This is a genomic window from Pseudomaricurvus sp. HS19, assembly GCF_009857815.1.
Taxonomy (GTDB): domain Bacteria; phylum Pseudomonadota; class Gammaproteobacteria; order Pseudomonadales; family Cellvibrionaceae; genus Pseudomaricurvus.
The window spans coordinates 1,242,367-1,258,808 of record NZ_WVVW01000001.1; the positions used below are offsets into that span (position 1 = coordinate 1,242,367).

14 protein-coding genes are annotated in these 16,442 nt (G+C 57.5%); 5 read left to right on the forward strand and 9 right to left on the reverse strand.

Annotation, left to right across the window (positions count from 1 at the left end; translation table 11 throughout):
- Positions 1-9: 9 nt before the first annotated feature.
- The 3 genes from GSF27_RS05560 to GSF27_RS05570 form a co-directional block, all read right to left on the reverse strand.
- On the reverse strand, positions 10-789 hold the full coding sequence (locus tag GSF27_RS05560) for an SDR family NAD(P)-dependent oxidoreductase (protein WP_160966492.1): 780 nt from the start codon (positions 787-789) through the stop codon (positions 10-12).
- Positions 790-881: 92 nt separating this feature from the next.
- Positions 882-1,361: a hypothetical protein gene (locus tag GSF27_RS05565; protein WP_160966494.1), complete on the reverse strand. Its 480-nt coding sequence runs from the start codon at positions 1,359-1,361 to the stop codon at positions 882-884.
- Positions 1,362-1,438: 77 nt separating this feature from the next.
- Positions 1,439-2,203 carry an SDR family oxidoreductase gene (locus GSF27_RS05570; RefSeq protein WP_160966496.1) on the reverse strand — a complete coding sequence of 255 codons (765 nt, stop codon included), beginning with the start codon at positions 2,201-2,203 and terminating at the stop codon, positions 1,439-1,441.
- A gap of 251 nt (positions 2,204-2,454) precedes the next feature.
- Here GSF27_RS05570 and GSF27_RS05575 point away from each other — a divergent pair, with 251 nt between their 5' ends.
- The 3 genes from GSF27_RS05575 to GSF27_RS05585 are packed head-to-tail and all read left to right on the forward strand — an operon-like array spanning position 2,455 to position 4,788.
- Positions 2,455-3,279 carry a TauD/TfdA family dioxygenase gene (locus GSF27_RS05575; RefSeq protein WP_160966498.1) on the forward strand — a complete coding sequence of 275 codons (825 nt, stop codon included), beginning with the start codon at positions 2,455-2,457 and terminating at the stop codon, positions 3,277-3,279.
- Positions 3,280-3,333: 54 nt separating this feature from the next.
- Positions 3,334-4,194 (forward strand): SDR family NAD(P)-dependent oxidoreductase, encoded by an 861-nt coding sequence (locus GSF27_RS05580; protein WP_160966500.1) that lies wholly within the window; start codon positions 3,334-3,336, stop codon positions 4,192-4,194.
- A gap of 33 nt (positions 4,195-4,227) precedes the next feature.
- On the forward strand, positions 4,228-4,788 hold the full coding sequence (locus GSF27_RS05585; RefSeq protein ID WP_160966502.1) for a nuclear transport factor 2 family protein: 561 nt from the start codon (positions 4,228-4,230) through the stop codon (positions 4,786-4,788).
- A gap of 478 nt (positions 4,789-5,266) precedes the next feature.
- Here GSF27_RS05585 and GSF27_RS05590 read toward each other — a convergent pair whose 3' ends face one another.
- From GSF27_RS05590 to GSF27_RS05600, 3 genes are all read right to left on the reverse strand, one after another.
- Positions 5,267-6,652: an ATP-binding protein gene (locus GSF27_RS05590; RefSeq protein WP_160966504.1), complete on the reverse strand. Its 1,386-nt coding sequence runs from the start codon at positions 6,650-6,652 to the stop codon at positions 5,267-5,269.
- Positions 6,652-7,305, reverse strand: a complete 654-nt coding sequence (locus tag GSF27_RS05595) for a response regulator transcription factor (protein ID WP_160966506.1) — start codon at positions 7,303-7,305, stop codon at positions 6,652-6,654. The genes GSF27_RS05590 and GSF27_RS05595 overlap by 1 nt, the downstream gene beginning before the upstream one ends.
- A gap of 76 nt (positions 7,306-7,381) precedes the next feature.
- Positions 7,382-10,090 (reverse strand): glycoside hydrolase family 2 TIM barrel-domain containing protein, encoded by a 2,709-nt coding sequence (locus GSF27_RS05600; protein ID WP_160966508.1) that lies wholly within the window; start codon positions 10,088-10,090, stop codon positions 7,382-7,384.
- A 274-nt stretch (positions 10,091-10,364) separates the two neighbouring features.
- On the opposite strand from GSF27_RS05600, the gene GSF27_RS05605 reads away from it, so the two are divergent.
- On the forward strand, positions 10,365-12,251 hold the full coding sequence (locus GSF27_RS05605; protein ID WP_160966510.1) for a cation:proton antiporter: 1,887 nt from the start codon (positions 10,365-10,367) through the stop codon (positions 12,249-12,251).
- Positions 12,252-12,413: 162 nt separating this feature from the next.
- Here GSF27_RS05605 and GSF27_RS05610 read toward each other — a convergent pair whose 3' ends face one another.
- From GSF27_RS05610 to GSF27_RS05620, 3 genes are read right to left on the reverse strand one after another with little or no spacing between them, the layout of a single operon-like run.
- Positions 12,414-13,442, reverse strand: a complete 1,029-nt coding sequence (locus GSF27_RS05610; protein WP_160966512.1) for a phosphotransferase — start codon at positions 13,440-13,442, stop codon at positions 12,414-12,416.
- 15 nt (positions 13,443-13,457) lie between these two features.
- Positions 13,458-14,681, reverse strand: coding sequence for an acyl-CoA dehydrogenase family protein (locus GSF27_RS05615; RefSeq protein ID WP_160966514.1), 1,224 nt, complete (start codon positions 14,679-14,681; stop codon positions 13,458-13,460).
- Between the two features lie 15 nt (positions 14,682-14,696).
- Positions 14,697-15,368, reverse strand: coding sequence for a histidine phosphatase family protein (locus tag GSF27_RS05620; protein ID WP_160966516.1), 672 nt, complete (start codon positions 15,366-15,368; stop codon positions 14,697-14,699).
- Between the two features lie 96 nt (positions 15,369-15,464).
- Between GSF27_RS05620 and GSF27_RS05625 the strand changes: the two genes are divergently transcribed.
- Positions 15,465-16,388, forward strand: a complete 924-nt coding sequence (locus GSF27_RS05625; protein WP_370462580.1) for a LysR family transcriptional regulator — start codon at positions 15,465-15,467, stop codon at positions 16,386-16,388.
- Positions 16,389-16,442 lie beyond the last annotated feature (54 nt).

Sequence of the window (16,442 nt, forward strand, 5' to 3'; positions counted from 1 at the left end):
AGCCGACGACTATTGCCCCATCTCCGGCCAATGCGCCCGACTAAAGAGCCCCCCATCCAGGTGGATTCCTTCACCCGTGATGTAGGAAGAACGATCTGATAACAGGAAGACAGCGGCGTTGCCAATCTCTTCCGGGGTACCTGACCTTCTGAGGCAAGTCAGGTCGGTAAAGCCTCGTGTCATTTCTGCTGGCACCTCGACCGGCATAACGAAGGGGTACAGGCAGTTTGCGCGGATATTGTCAGGGCCGTAACGTCTGGCAATATGGCGCACGACGGCGTCGAGCCCCGCCTTGGAAACGCTGTAGCCCAGACGGATACCATCGGCATACTTACCCGCTGCGGAAGAATTGAACACGAAACTCCCGCCTCCATTTTCGATCATCGCGGGAACGGTGTACTTGGCCGTAGCGATCGCCCCCATGAGATTGATATCCATGGTGGTCTTCCACAGCTCCGGATCAATATCCAGGCCATCGTGCGCATGATCATAGAAAGGCGCGTTGTAGAACACCCCATTTATGATGCCGAACTCGGCTGTCACCTTTTCCAAAGCCGCTTTAATGGTGGCTTCGTCCGTTACATCGCACTGGACCGCCATGGCGGTACCGCCGGCAGCGTTGATTTCCGTCGCCAGCGACTCGATTGTATCCCTGCTGCGTGCCGCAACCGCGACTTTCGCACCTTCCGCAGCAGCGATACGCGCTACCGCCTGACCCATTAACGGGCCAATACCGATCATCAGGATTACCTTACCGTCCAACAACCCTGCACCACTTTGAATTCCCATATCACTATCCTTCACCGTTTCAACAGGCCCTCCCCGGAGGGCCTCAGGACCTTAACCGAGCCACACCACGGGCATGGCTGTCAGCCTCTCTATTACTCGGCAATACCTTCGTAACCCTTTGGAATTTCATCGGCAGACTGAGGGGCCTGTTGCAGGTACACGTCGAGACGATAGATCTTCCCGGTCTCATTGAACTCATAGACGGAAACCGTATTAACCACGTTGGTCATACCCGAAAAAGTAGCCCTCTCTTCCAGCTCCAGAATCACCACATTGTCCGCTTCTGTAATGCGTTTGAAGGAGCATTCCCAGGAAGACTTCGGTGCCCACTGGGTTTGAAAGCGCAGGTAGGTGGGGTAATCCATGACCTCTTTCAGGTGACCAATACGCTGAAAATTCTCAGTATCAAATACCTTGGAGAAGTGCTCATCCCAGGCTTCATCTTTGAAACCTGGCTGTTTACACAGCTCGTTCATCTCCTTGGTTACAACGTTGTAATCCAGGACCTTTCTGGATAAACCGGTGTAATCATTAATGATTTCGGAGACGTCTTTACTGACCTTGGCTACCATTGCATGAACCTCTCATTCTTGATTTATATTTATGGCATTAACGTAAAGCTGACACGCTCAGCGCTGTCGCCAGCGGATCAGGCGCGAATAATGGTTCCACCATCGACACACATCACCTGACCGGTGATGTAGGAGCCCTCATCGGACATAAGTAGCGCCGCCATAGCGGCAATGTCTTCAGGACGGCCCACCCGGGATTTGATACAGGCTGCGGCCTTCGCACCGTCAATAAACGCCGGCGGCAACACCTCTTCCAGTGCGGGATGGATGGTCATGGCTGGTGCGATGGTATTTGCTCTCACACCTGCAGGCCCATATCGGGTCGCCACATGCCGCATCAACGCTTGCCCTGCTGCCTTACTCATCGCATAGGCGACAAATGCCGCGCCACCGCTGTAAGCCGCAGCTGAGCTGGTGTAGACAATTGAGCCAGAACCCTGCTCAATCATTGTTGGCAACACCGCGCGAGTGCAGAGATAAAAACCGCGGGCGTTAATGCGTTGAGTTTCGTCGAACACCTCAAGCGGCAGCTCCAGGATGCCCTCCATGGGATTACTGTCCGCCATCAGGGCAAAGTTGGCATGCAGCCCGTCGATCCGGCCATAGGCATTAAGCGTGGCCGCGACGGCTGCATTAACTGACTCTTCATCAGAACCATCCAGGAGGAGCGCCGTGGCCTCACCACCGGAGGCCTTGATCCCCTCAACCACTTGCCTGGCTGCGTCCTCATTAATGTCACCCAACACCACCTTTGCGCCTTCCTGCGCGTAGCGCTGGGCCAGACCTGTGCCAATCCCACCCGCTCCGGCGAGCAGAATCACTTTATCTTTCAGTCTATCCACAAAATTGTCTCCCACACTTTCCTGACTTCCGATCACCACTCAGGTCGCCATCACACGGGACGACAGCCTTACCAGGCCATCCGCTTGCAGCGATCCAACATCCCCAAAAAACCGGGACCAACAAATGTTAGACCACTTGGACTAATTATACTACCATTAGGACTAATTAAATGCGGGCACCGCGTTCCCACCCTCCCGAAGTGAACAATAAAATACCCCCCAGCCACAGCGCTGGATCTGGAGAGCATGTCATGACAACTCAGAACACAGACCTGATTCGCACAGATCTTACCCCCCTTATTGCCACTCAGCTGGAAGCCAACATCAGCGACCTGATCAGCGGCAAATTCTCCAATGAGATCGGCGAGCTTCTGGAGCAACGGGGGGTCGTTGCTTTCCGTGAGCTGAACCTCACCGATGAGCAACAGCTGGCGTTTACCCAAACGCTGAACACGACCGACATCCAGGATTACAAAGTGACCAAGATCACCATGGATCCACTGGAAAACCCCAATGCCGATTACATCAAGGGAGCCTTCTACTGGCATATTGATGGCACTATGCTGGACATTCCCGTCTTTGCCTCGGTGATGTCTTCACGAAGGTTGTCAGAAACCGGCGGCCGCACCGAGTTCTCCAACACCTACGCTGCCTACGACGCCCTGCCCGAAGACGAGAAAGCTGCATTGGAGGGATTGCAAGTGGTGCATATGTTTGAAACTTCGCAACTTTACGTTAACCCTGAGCCGAGTATTGAAACCCTGAAGATGTGGCAGAGCTTTCAGCCCAACGTACTGCCGCTGGTCTGGACCCACCGTTCCGGACGCAAATCCCTGGTGCTGGGCTCCACCGCATCCCATATTGAAGGCATGAGCCTGCGGGAAGGCCGGGCCCTGCTGACCAAACTGCGTGACTGGGCTACCCAGCCGGAATTTGTCTACAGTCATGAGTGGAAGCTGGGTGATCTGGTTATCTGGGACAACACCGGCACCATGCACCGCGCCACCCCCTACCCTCTGGACAGCGGCCGCTTGATGTACCGTACCCAGATCGCGGGCGACGAACCGTTTATGTGACGTCGGCAACACCCAAAATAATAATGACACCCCCAGGCACAGAGGAAATTTCGCATGTCAGCAACCCCACCCGTAGCAGTAGTAACCGGCGCCAGTCGCGGCGCCGGCCGTGGCATTGCCATTGCGTTGGGCAGTCATGGATGCACGGTCTATGTTACCGGCCGCTCCGAAAAGTCTGCGGACTCTCCCCTGCCAGGGACCATCTACGAAACCGCTGAAGCGGTCACTGCTGCAGGCGGCAAAGGCATTCCTGTGCGGGTGGACCATGGCGTCGACAGCGAAGTCAAAGCCCTGTTTGAACAAGTCCGGCAAGAACAGGGCAAGCTGGACATACTGGTCAATAATGCCTGTGCCCTGCACGATGACCTGACCTTACCCGGTAACTTCTGGGAAAAATCCCTAGGCATCGTCAATATGCTGGATGTCGGTTTGCGCAGCAGCTATGTCGCCAGTTATTACGCGGCGCCCCTGATGGTGGAGAACAATCACGGATTGATGATTTTCACCTCTGCGTCCGGCTCAGTGCACTACGTCTACGGGCCTGTGTACGGGGCCCACAAATCCGGTATGGATAAGTTTGCCGCCGACATGGGCGCCGATCTCAAGCCCTTCAACGTGGCGGCGGTGTCGGTCTGGATGGGCGCCCTGAAAGCTGAACGACTGATGCAACTGATTGAGTCCGACCGCGAGAAGTATGGCTATCTGGAAAGCGTCACCGAGACGCCGGAGTTTACCGGCCATGTGATCTGGGGGCTCTATAACGACCCGGACTTAATGAGTGTAAGCGGAGAAACGGTCATTGGTGCCGAGATGGCTGTGAAATATGGGTTTACTGATAGCGATGGTCGCCAACCACGATCCTGCCGGGAGAACGGTGTCGAGCCACGGGTTCAGCACCCCTATACTATCCGCTAACAGAAGCATGTATAAAAACAGGACATCAATGCTATGAACACAGAAGAGCAGCTGGCTCAACTGCTGAAAGATGTACAGTATCTCAAGGATCGACAGGCCATCCTGGATTGCGTCAGCAATCACGCGAGAGGATGCGACCGCTTCGATGAGGCGCTACTCTCCTCCACCTACCATGAGGACGGTGCCGACGAGCACGGCTTTGTGATCAATCCGGGGCCGCAGTACGCCGGGTGGGCCAACAAAATTCACGCGGCCGGATCGCTGATGCACACCCACAACATCACGACACACACCTGCGAGATTAAGGGTGATGAGGCTTTCGCAGAGAGTTACGTTATGGTGGCACTGCTCAATAATGATGGCACCAGTGCACGTATCATCAGCGGTCGCTATGTGGACCACCTGCAAAAACGTGATGGCGAATGGAGAATAAAGCTCCGCCGCTCTACTGTGGATCTTTTGCTCTCTGGCGATGCCTCGATCCTGAACGCTCCCATCTTCAAGGATCAGGGCTACGCTAAAGGTATTCGGGGACCGAAAGACGTATCGTATCAGCGCCCCCTGACTCTCGATGAGACACCTGAGCGCTGGTAGCCTCCCAGGGGGCTATCTTCTCTAACCTTTCTATATACCGTTTTGACACCCAAAAAAGCAGTTTCGCCCCTGCATAACAAATGATCGAAAACACCGATTTTAGCTTTTAACTCCAATATTACCTTGCTCTCAGGTGGCTCGACCGGCAGGCTCAGGCCACCAGTCACCACAGCTTCAGTCTGGTGGAGGGATTCACTAAAAGGCGGAGGCACCATTTTGTTATGCCCTTGCAGGGCTCATGTACGGCCGACTGTTACCTTACTCCTTCGCTTGTGAGACCAGCACCTCTATCTGGAGTTGCCTCTGCCACTGTTCCAACTGCTACTGCCCATCCACGGCACTGCTGCAGTAGCCGGATTTGTTCCGGCACGCACCGGCGAAGAACGCCAGCATCTGCGTACTCTTGAACTCACCCTGGGCCAGAGCACATGTCTCGTTCTGCCGGTTCTGATGATTCATTCAGCAGCAGATAGGTTCGTCAGGTGCGCCTGAAAATAACCTCGGCCCTGAATCCGCTGCCGTTTTTCCAGGCCGACAGATGCAATTCGGCTCCATGCAGGTCCGCAATGCGTTTAACAATTGAGAGGCCCAGACCCACCCCCTGCTGGCTGTTTCCGGAACGACGGTAGAAGCGATCCGTCAGCAGGGCAAACTCGCCCTCCGGAATCACGCTGCAATCGTTGCAGATTTCCAGCACCACGTTTCGATCGCTGCCAGAGAGACGAACCTCTACCTGTCCCGGTGAAGGGGAATGATTGATGGCGTTAAGCAACAGGTTGCCCACCAGTATCTTCACCCACTCCGGATTGCCATCAATGATGCAGTCATCGTTCTGCAGATCCAGGTTGAATTCCAGCTCACGGTCTACCGCCAGGGCACCCAGATCGGCCACCACTTCCAGCAGCAGCTCCCCCAGCACCACCGGCTGAAGGGTGATCTGTTGCTCCGGATCCAGCCTGGCCAGCGTCAGCAGCTGCCTTACGGTATCGGTAGCGCGGCTGACGCGAGTAGAGATGCGTTCCAGCATCACCCGGGTATCGCCATCACTGACGTGGCGCTGATGGCGCTGCACCTCCGCCTGAATTGCGGCCAGGGGTGTCTGCAACTCGTGGGCCGCGTTGGCAGTAAAGCGCTGCTCGTTATCCAGCGCCCGCTGCAGGCGATGCAACAGATCATTGAGAGAGGTAACAACCGGCTTCATCTCAGCTGGCACGTCCGCATCATCAATGACCTGTAAGGCAGACGGGCTTCGGGAAGCAATTTTCCTCGCCAGCGTATTCAGGGGTGCCAGGCCACGGTTGACCCCAAACACCAGGTACAGAATCACTACGGGAAGCACAATGATCAAGGGCAAGATGGTACGCCAGGCAGTCGCCACACCGAACTGATGGGCATGGGCCATATTAACGCCCACTGCTAACCAGACTTCGCTGCCGGGGTTAAATCGATACAGAACCCGCCACTCGGTGGTCACACCGTTATCGGTCAGGGATATGGTCTCGATACCCTCTCTCTCGCGCCGCGGGAATACCGGGGCGTCCACGCCCAGCACCGATTGGCTGCTTTTACCGAGCAGGTTTACGGCGATCTCCTGCCCCTGATTCCCCAATCCCCTGAGCCTCGAGATTTCCGCACCTGCATCAATCATGGACTGACGCCGGAAGTATTCCAGAATCTCGTCGTCCCCGGACACAATATCGAAGATCGACTGGATCATATCCATATAGTGGTTGAGCTGCTGATCGATCTGACTAATGACCAGGCTTTGTGCGTAGATGGCGGTAATGGCCGAAGAGATCGACCAGGTCACCAGCGAGAGAGTGAGGAGAATGGTAATGAGGCGGCGGCGCAGGGATATCAGCATTACCTGAACCGGTACCCCACCCCGCGCAAGGTTTCAATGGCATCACGGCCGAAACGTTTGCGCAATCGGGATATATAGACCTCGATGGTGTTGGACTCTACCTCCTCCTGCCAGTTGTTGCTGGAATCCAGCAGTTGCGCTTTGGTGATAAAGCGCCCGCGGTTGCGCAGCAGTGTCTCGAGGATCGAGAACTCCTTCAGGGTCAGGTCGGCAATGGTCTCTCCACGGAAGGTGACCACCCGCGCGGCAGGATCAAGCTCAAGCTCACCGGAGATCAGGGTCGGCGCCTTGCTGCCCAGCCGTCGCAGCAATGAACGCATACGGGCGAAAAGCTCATCCATGTCAAAGGGTTTGGTAAGGTAATCATCGGCGCCGGCATCAAGTCCGGCCACCTTGTCACCAAGGGCGTCGCAGGCCGTCAACATCAGCACCGGGGTGTTGTCGCCCCCGCTGCGAAGCTGTTTCAGGATCTGCGTCCCCTCCAGTCCCGGTAAACGCTGATCCAGAATCACCAGGTCATACGGACTGGCCTTGAGCGCGGAAAGCACCTCTGCGCCACTGGTCAACCAATCCACTGCGTAGCCCTCTGCAGCCACAGCGGCCTGCACCGAGTCGCCCAGCAACAGATCATCTTCAACCAGCAGTACCCGCACCTGTCTATCCTCTGTCGCGCTCAGCCCGGCGACTACGGGCCGGGCCCTGTGGCCAGATACGCAGTTTACCCGCTGATCACTGCCGGGTAATGGCAATGGCGGAAACAATTGCATCCCCGTCATTGCCAATAAAATCCAGCGACAGCAAACCGTTGTCCACAGTCACACCGAAGGATGGCGTGGTGGCGGCAAAGGCCGCCCCCGCAGCGCGGGCGGGGCTGAAGTTCTCCAGCACCGCCACACCGTTGGCGTTGACGTTAAAACGGCGGCTCGCGGCTTTGGACTCATTGGGCTCCATGATGGACAGGGTCACCTGCCACTCACCATTGGGCAGCGGTAACTGGTAACTGAAGTTACCCTCACGATACGCCTGGTAGAGCTCCGGAGAATCCGTGCCCGCAACCGGCTTGGGCTGGCGGTTGTACATCAGGAACGGCACCACCGGCGCGGCTTTACCACCGCTGAAAAAGTTGTCCGAACCATAGCGGTTACCGTCGGCGGTCACAATACCACTGAGGCTGCCGACCAGGATGCGCAGGCCCTGCTCCGCATCCGGCGCGTTCCAGCTGACACTATCCTGCAGCAGCTGGCCGTCGATGGTGGCTTCCACCCGTACGCTGTTGGCACCGCTCTGCAGCGCCACACTGGACCAGACACAGATGCCATCCGTACAGGGAGCCTTGCCCAGTTCCTGTTCGTTCAGGAACAGGGTGGCTTCATCCGCGTTGCTGTACACACGTACGTCGACCACCGGGTAGGCGCGATCGGTGTAGCGACGGCTGGTGATGTATAGCACCGGCTCGTCCGACCAATTGGCCTTGTAGAAGTAGAAGGCATCCTTACGCTGCTTGTGGTCGTTGTGCACCAGCCCCTTGTCGTTGATGTTGACCGTCTCGCCCTCGGCCCGCTTGACGGAGTGGCTGCCGGCGGCGAAGTCAAACATGTTCCATATCCAGGTACCGAACAGATAGGGGCGCGCCTCGATCACCTTCCAGTTCTCTTCGTGATACCAGCTCTGGTACTCCTCCGGATGAGGACGTCCCTGCGGATTGATCGGCCCGCCCAGAGGGTTGTCGGTGTGCTGGGAAAAGGCACCACCGGCACCGTATTCACTGACACCGAGTGGTTGATCAGGGTACTCGGCGTGAAACTGATCCAGCATCTCACCCATGGTCGCGGGATCACCGTAGTACCAGCCATAGTAGCGGTTGAAGGCCGTCACCGAAGTCGCCCCCACCAGGTCTTCCATACCCGGCACTGCGATCGGTGTCGCCTTGCAGCAATCGGCGTAGGCCGTCACCCGGCCGCTGTCATCTTCACGCAGGGCCAGTTCACTGAGAGATTCCAGAAACTCCCGGGCCTGAGTCAGTTCACCCTTACCGCGCTGGCGTCGTACATTCACCAGATTGCCCACATCCACCTCGTTGCCCACAGCCCAGATGACAATGGAGGGGTGGTTGTAGTTCTGACGGATCAGTTCCACCAATTGGCTTTCAGCGTTGGCCACCAGTTCCGCCGACGGGCGCGCCGCGTGCGTGATCGAGGTTTCATGGGTATAGGGCAGTTCCGCCCACACGATCATACCGGTCCGATCCGCGGCGTCGTTCCACTCCGGGGCGTGCTGATAGTGGGCCTGGCGGACGGAGTTGATGCCCATTTCCGCCATGGTCGCCATGTCTTCAATATGGTCCTCAGGCGCCAACGCCCAGCCCTTGCCCTGCCGGTCCTGATGACGGGAGGCACCCAGCAGACGCAGCGGGGAACCGTTGAGGATAAAACCTTTATCGGCATCAAAGGCGAACTGGCGCACACCCAATGGTTGCTCAACGCGATCCAGCAGCTGCTGGTCCGCCACCACATCAACCGTCACCCGATAGAGATAGGGGTCCTGACGTCCGTTCCACAAGCGCGGCTTGTCCAGCTGCAAGAGACTGTTCACCTCCACCACCGACGCTGGCTGCACGCTCACCGGCGTGGTCAATGTCGCCACCGCCGCGTCGTCAGCATCCGTAATAGTGACCACCAGCGACACGTCGCGGGTTTGCCGGGCGGCATTGCGTACGCGGGTTTTCACATCCACCGTGGCCAAGTCGTCAGCCACCGTCGGCGTCTTGATATATACCCCGGGTCCACCGTGATCCAGCAGGTCAATCTGCACATCAGAAGTCGTAATCAGGGAGACGTTGCGATAGATACCACCGAAGAGGAAATAGTCTCCTCCCAGCGGCAGTACGTGCTCGGTACTGCTGCCTGGAGCGGAGACACTGTTGTCGGCCTTCACCACCAGCAGGTTGTCACCGGCCTGCAAGGCGCCACTGACATCGAAACGGAAGCGCGAGTAGGCCCCCTTATGCTCTCCCAGCCGCTGCCCGTTGAGCCAGACCTCGGCGATAGTAGCCACAGCATCAAACTCAAGATAGGAGCGGTTCTGGTCGTCTGCTTCGCTGGCAACAAATTTCAGCCGGTACCAGGCGACACCACGATCACTGTTGGCGTCCGGGCCCTCTTCCAGATCGTAGCTGCCCACCCGGTTCCAGGTGTGCGGCACAGCAACTGACTGCCAGCCGCTATCATCAAAGTCCGGGGCCAGTACCCCTTCACCGACGTCACCGTACTGAAAGCGCCACCCCTCGGTCAGCAGCCGGGTTTCACGGGGGCTCTCTGCAGCGACGTCGGAAGACGTGCCTGAAACCCCGATGGCATCGGTATTACTCGTGTCTGAACCGCAGGAGGAGATCGATAGGGCCGTGGCGACCAAGGCGCCCAGAAATAGCAGCTTTTTCAAAACAATTTACCCTTGTTATTGTTAAACCCGGATTCCTGGAGAAACCCGTACACACTGTGCCCGCTGACAGTCAGGCCTGACCGGCCATTGTCCCATGGAAAGCTGAAACGAAGCTGAAACGAGGCACTACGGCAATTGCCCAAGCCATCAGCCGCTCATCTGCCCGACCAAGTATAGAACAACGGGATTACATCCCCCGCTCCCGCTTCGCCTTGTGGCCCATACGGTAAAAGATTGTTACTTTAGCGGCAGCTCCACACCGGGTCGAATTTTCATGACGGACTTCCTGTTACTGACATTTATCTTTCTCGTCGCCGGCATTGTCGCTGTACCACTGGCTTCACGCTTTGCCCTCGGCTCTGTCCTGGGCTACCTGATCGCCGGTATCGCCATCAGCCCCCTGCTGGCATTGCTCAGTGTCGACGTTGAAGCGATCCAGCATTTTGCCGAGTTCGGCGTGGTAATGATGCTGTTTCTGGTGGGACTGGAGCTGGATCCCAAAACCCTCTGGGCCATGCGCACACGCCTCATTGGCCTGGGTGGTGGACAGGTTATTGTCACGACACTGGTGGTAATGGGTGCGGGCATACTGCTGGGCCACAGCTGGTCCATTGCCCTTGTCATCGGTCTCGTGCTCGCCCTCTCCTCCACAGCGATTGTGTTACAGACGCTGACGGAAAAGGGGCTGCTCAAATCCGACGGTGGCCAGGCCTCGTTTGCCGTCCTGCTGGCCCAGGATATCGCCGTCATTCCCATGCTCGCCCTGATCCCACTGCTGGCACTGCCGGAGCTGGTGCAGGCGATTGCGCAAACTGCCAGTGAGCTGCCCTCAGCCACTCACGACAGCTTCAGCCTGGTCGAAGGGCTCAATAACTGGCAGACGGCACTGGTGACGGTTGTCGCCGTCGCGCTGGTGGTTCTGGTGGGCAGTTACCTGACCGCGCCGGTGTTCCGCTTTGTGGCCATGGCCCGGCTGCGTGAGCTGTTTACCGCAGCCGCCCTCATGTTTGTTATTGCCATTGCCTTGCTCATGTCACTGGTGGGCCTGTCTCCGGCTCTGGGTACGTTTATCGCCGGGGTGGTCCTGGCCAACTCCCGCTATCGCCATGAACTGGGCAGCAATATCGGCCCTTTCAAGGGCTTGTTGCTGGGACTGTTTTTTATCACCGTGGGTGCGAGCATCGATTTCCACCTCCTGAATGAGAACCTGCTTTTAATTATCGGCCTGACCCTTGGGCTGATGGCCTTAAAAGGTTTGGTACTGTTTGTTCTGGCGGCGCTGTTCAGGATACGCGGCAGTGACAAATGGCTGCTCGCCCTCGGGCTCTCCCAGGCCGGTGAATTCGGCTTTGTATTGCTGGCATTCTCGGTCAGCAATGGGGTACTTCCCGCCGCATTGGGGGATCAGCTGTTGCTGGTGGTGGCGCTGTCTATGTTACTGACACCCCTGCTGTTTATTTTCTATGACAGGGTCATCGCCAGACTCTATTGCAGCGGGCAGCAGAGGCAAGCCGACACGCTACCCGACGATGCCCGGATTATTATTGCCGGCTCCGGTCGCGTCGGTGGGCTGGTGGACCGGATTCTGAGATCTGCCGGTTTCGAAACCACAGTTATCGATTTCAGCGCGGATCGGCTGGATGCCCTGGAAGCCTTTGGCGTCAGGACCTATTTTGGCGATGCCACCCGTCCCGACCTGCTCTATTCGGCCGGCATTGATAAAGCCACACTGCTGGTGGTCGCGTTGGACGATCCGGAGCAGATCGCCACCCTGGTCCAGCACGTGATCGGTAACTACCCTCATGTGCACGTCCTCGCCCGTGCCGTGGACAGGCACCACGTCTATGACCTCTACGCCTATGGTTGTCGGGACATAGTGCGGGAAACCCACGACAGCAGCCTGCGCATGGGACGCTCCGCCTTTGAGGCCCTGGGGATCCCCAAAAAAACCGCTGCAAAAATGGTGGAGGTCTTCAACGACTCCGACAGGGTAATCATGGAGGCCATGGCCGATGCCTATAAGATCGGAATTCCCACCCATGAGAACCCCGAGTATGTCGCACGGCTGCGGGAAGTCAGGGACGTACTGGAACCTGAGGTGGAAGCCAAAATGCGGGCAATCCGCGAAGGAGATACTTCGCTGAACTCTGCCCCGGGCTGATATCGGAGCTAATGAATGTGACTCGCCGCCGGGCACTGGTTTGCACCGCGGTACAACTGACAAGTATTTGAGACTGCTGTTAATCAGAATAAAAAAAGCCGGAGCTGCGGGGTTGAACTGACCACCACGCACCCGGCTTTCTTTTAGCTCGCCTGCCAGCTACTACAACAACTCCAGCGCCTGCTCTGCCAACGGCCGTACCAGCGCCCCCATCTGCAAGGCCTTGTCACTGGAGGCATTCCCCTGCAGGGCGCGCTTTTTAACTCCCTGCAAAATGGCGGCAAAGCGGAAGAAACTGAACACTAAATAGAAGTTCCAGTTGTCGACTTTCTCCAGCCCCATACGTTCACAATAGAGCGCGACGTACTCCTCCTCCGACGGAATACCCAGCGCCTGCCGGTCGAGACCACCCAGCCCCGGCATAACACCACCGTGGGGCATACGCAGCTGCATACACTGGTAGGCGAGATCGGCAAACGGGTGACCGAGGGTAGAAAGTTCCCAGTCCACCAGCGCCAATACTTCCGGCCTGGCATGATGAAACATCATGTTGTCGAGACGGAAGTCACCGTGTACCAGTGCCACCCGGCCATCATCCGCTGGCGTATGGTCCGGTAACCATTGCAGCAGGGTTTCCATCGCCTCAATGGTTTCGGTTTCGGAATCCCGGTACTGGCGGCTCCAGCGATTCACCTGACGCTCAAAGTAGTTGCCCGGTTTGCCGTAATCACCCAGGCCCACCGCCCCAACGTCCACGGAGTGCAGCGCGGCCAGCACCCGGTTCATCTCCCGGTAGATGGCGCTGCGGCTCTCCGGTGTCTCCCCTGGCAGCGAGGGATCCCACATAACCCGTCCATCCACGAACTCCATCAGGTAGAACATGCTGCCGATGACGCTGTCGTCTTCACACAGGTGATAGGCTTTCGCCACCGGCACTTCAGTATCCGCCAGGGCAGCGATGACACGGTACTCCCGGTCAACCGCATGGGCGGATTTCAACAGCTCTCCGGAAGGCTTGCGGCGCAAAACATAACGGCCACTGGCGGCAGTAATTTTGTAGGTCGGGTTTGACTGCCCGCCAGCAAATTTCTCCGCCTCGATCGGACCACAAAACCCCTCCACATGCTGTTCGAGATACGCAGACAGCGCTTCTGTATCAAGCTCAAATACGCTCTTTTCGCTATTGGCCATGGTGGTAACTCCCGGTCAGACCTTGGCGTAGCGATCAATGATCTGCTTGCCCAGTGCCATCTGGTGCACCTGGTCAGGACCATCTGCCTGCCGGCACCAGCGCGCGTAGTTGAAAGCTTCCGCCATGCAGTAATCTTCGGTGAGTCCGCCCGCACCGTGCATCTGCATGCAGCGGTCAATGACGTTCTGCACCAGCAACGGAATGGTGGTCTTGGTAGCGGCAATCATATCGATGGATGCCGGCACCCCCTGGGTGTCAATCTTGTGACAGGTTTTCAGCACCAGCAGCCGGGCCATTTCAATTTCGGAAAAGCTGCGCGAAATCTCTTCCCGGATCGACTGGTGCTTGCTCAGTTTGCGGCCAAATGTTTCCCGCTCTTCCACTCGCTTGCAGGCCAGCTCAAGAGATCGCTGCGCAGAGCCAATCAGACGCATACAGTGGTGCATGCGGCCCGGGCCAAGACGGCTCTGGGCGATCTCAAAACCACGGCCTTCACCCAGCAATACGTTCTCCAGCGGTACGCGCACGTCCTCCAGCACGATCTCCGCGTGGCCAATGGGAGCGTCGTCATATCCCAGCGTGGTGAGCGGGCGGATAATCTTCAGGCCCGGCGTGCCCTTCGGTACCAGCACCTGTGTCTGCTGCAGGTGGCGGCTGGGGTTATCGGGATCGGACTTGCCCATAACGATAAAGATTTGGGTGCGCTCATTCATGGCATTGGTGATAAACCACTTGCGCCCGTTAAGTACCCACTCGTCGCCCTCCTTGCGGATCTGCAACTGCACATTGGTGGCATCACTGGACGCCACCTGCGGCTCGGTCATGGCGTAGGATGAACGAATCTCACCCTCCAGCAACGGCTTCAGCCACTGTTCCTTCTGCGCGGCGGTACCGAAGTTCATCAGCACCTCCATGTTGCCGGTATCCGGAGCGTTGCAGTTAAACACTTCCGGCGACCACACCACCCGTCCCATCTCTTCGGCCAAAGGTGCATAGTCAAAGAATGAGAGCCCACCGTGATCGCAGTATTCGGCGTGATCTTCCGGCACAAACAGGTTCCACAGACCGGCGGCACGCGCCTTGCCCTTGAGCTCATCCATCAGCGGCAATGCAGCAAAACGGTTGCTGGCATTGTGCAGCTGTTCCGCATAGGCCTGCTCATTAGGGTAGATATTCTCGTCCATAAAGGTTTTGAGACGAGCCAGCAACTGCCGGGATTTTTCGCTGTGTTGGTACATTAGGCGTCCTCTGAATCAGGTAAACGTAATGGCATGCTGACGCTCTGTGGACATCAGGTGACTGACATCGTTGAAGCTGTCGAGGGTGAAATAGTGGCCGTTGGAGAGCAATGTGCTGCAGCTGGAGTTCTTGATCTGCAGGGCCAGCTGACGGGTAGCGGCATTGTCCAGTCCCAGCAACTGACCAAGAATGACAGCAATGGGGCCGCCGGAACTTACCACCAGGGTGCGTTTGGCACCGGTGCCACAGGCCGTGTCGAATGCGTCGCGGATACGCCGGGAGAAGCTCTCCCAGCTGTCGAGACCATCATCGCTGATGGTGCCATCCATCCAGTAGCTCATCGCTTTCTGCATGTTGAAGTAGTAATCGCGGCCGGCATTACCGGTCTCTTGCCAGAGATGGGGATGCTGCGTGCGCAGGGGATCCAGTAACCCCTGAAAACGGTATTCATTAAGGCCCGGCTGGATGTGCAGTTCCAGCTCCCGGCCCAGTCCCTGCAGGATGGCTTCCGCAGTTTGCCGGTGGCGCGCCATATCTCCCATGAAGACGGAATCAACATCTCGTCCCAGAGCCCTTAAATGCTCCCCCAGCCACTGCGCCTGACGACTGCCCAGCTCACTCAATTGGTCATAATTGGCGGCGCCAAAGGACGCCTGACCATGCCGCACAAGAATTATCTCTGCCATACCCGCCAACACAGATTGATTAGTTATTGACGGTCAGTATAGAACCCCGCCTATAATCATAGAAATTTATTATAATTATCATACGATATTGATTTGGTGAATGAACAAGCCATGCGCCTGGAGAAGATCGACCTCAACCTTTTCGTGGTGTTTGATGCCCTGTACGCAGAACGCAGTGTCACCCGCGCTGCCGAGCGCCTGCACCTGACCCAGCCCGCCGTCAGCAACGCCCTCAGTCGCCTGCGCCAGCAGTTTGATGACCAGTTGTTTGTACGCTCACCGGCCGGCATGCTGCCTACCCCGGTCGCCGACAGTGTGATTACGGATGTCCGCAAAGCCCTGGGGCTGCTCAGTCGCAGCGTGACCAACAATGCGCGCTTCGACCCATTGACGGCAGAAAAACAGTTTCGCCTGGGCATCCACGACCTGTTGGCCCCGCTGGTGCTGCCGCCCCTGCTGCAGCAGTTGCGTCAGGGGGCGCCCAATATCACCCTACACAGCTACTACCGCGACCGAAACACCGCCAGTGAGCAATTAAAATCGGGCGACCTGGACCTGCTGGTGGACTTCCCTGCAGTCAACGCCAGCGAGTTCCGCCAGCAAGCCCTGGGCTCTTCACCCTATGTGGTCGCCATGCGCCACGATCATGAGTTGGCCCACAGGAAGACCCTGCAGCTGTCAGACTACACTGAGGCCGAACACGTTCATGTGTCCAGCCGCCCCAAGGGGCGCGGGCCATCGGATATCGCCCTGCACGCCCAAGGTCACAGTCGCCGGATCGTGGTGCGTATCCCGCAGCAACAGGTAGCCGCAGAACTAACGGCAGTGTCGGACCTGCTCTGGACAACCCCACAGATCCTGTTGCAGCACAGCGGCCTTACCAGCAAGCCTTTGCCCTTCAGCGTCGAGCCCCTGGTGTGGAACCTGTACTGGCACCGCAGCGCGGAAGATGATCCGGCTAACCAGTGGTTACGCCAGCGGGTGATTGACACAATGGCAGCGTTTTTCGCCGCAGGGTAAGTACTGCCAGGTATCAGCCCGAAGCTCCTGGAGAGGATCGCAAGCTGAACACTG

Excerpts from the sequence above, each read along its gene's own strand:
- GSF27_RS05560 (WP_160966492.1), bottom strand. The coding sequence starts at position 789 with ATGGGAATTCAAAGTGGTGCAGGGTTGTTGGACGGTAAGGTAATCCTG.
- GSF27_RS05565 (WP_160966494.1), bottom strand. The coding sequence starts at position 1,361 with ATGGTAGCCAAGGTCAGTAAAGACGTCTCCGAAATCATTAATGATTAC.
- GSF27_RS05575 (WP_160966498.1), top strand. The coding sequence starts at position 2,455 with ATGACAACTCAGAACACAGACCTGATTCGCACAGATCTTACCCCCCTT.
- GSF27_RS05580 (WP_160966500.1), top strand. The coding sequence starts at position 3,334 with ATGTCAGCAACCCCACCCGTAGCAGTAGTAACCGGCGCCAGTCGCGGC.
- GSF27_RS05585 (WP_160966502.1), top strand. The coding sequence starts at position 4,228 with ATGAACACAGAAGAGCAGCTGGCTCAACTGCTGAAAGATGTACAGTAT.
- GSF27_RS05590 (WP_160966504.1), bottom strand. The coding sequence starts at position 6,652 with ATGCTGATATCCCTGCGCCGCCGCCTCATTACCATTCTCCTCACTCTC.
- GSF27_RS05605 (WP_160966510.1), top strand. The coding sequence starts at position 10,365 with ATGACGGACTTCCTGTTACTGACATTTATCTTTCTCGTCGCCGGCATT.
- GSF27_RS05610 (WP_160966512.1), bottom strand. The coding sequence starts at position 13,442 with ATGGCCAATAGCGAAAAGAGCGTATTTGAGCTTGATACAGAAGCGCTG.
- GSF27_RS05615 (WP_160966514.1), bottom strand. The coding sequence starts at position 14,681 with ATGTACCAACACAGCGAAAAATCCCGGCAGTTGCTGGCTCGTCTCAAA.
- GSF27_RS05620 (WP_160966516.1), bottom strand. The coding sequence starts at position 15,368 with ATGGCAGAGATAATTCTTGTGCGGCATGGTCAGGCGTCCTTTGGCGCC.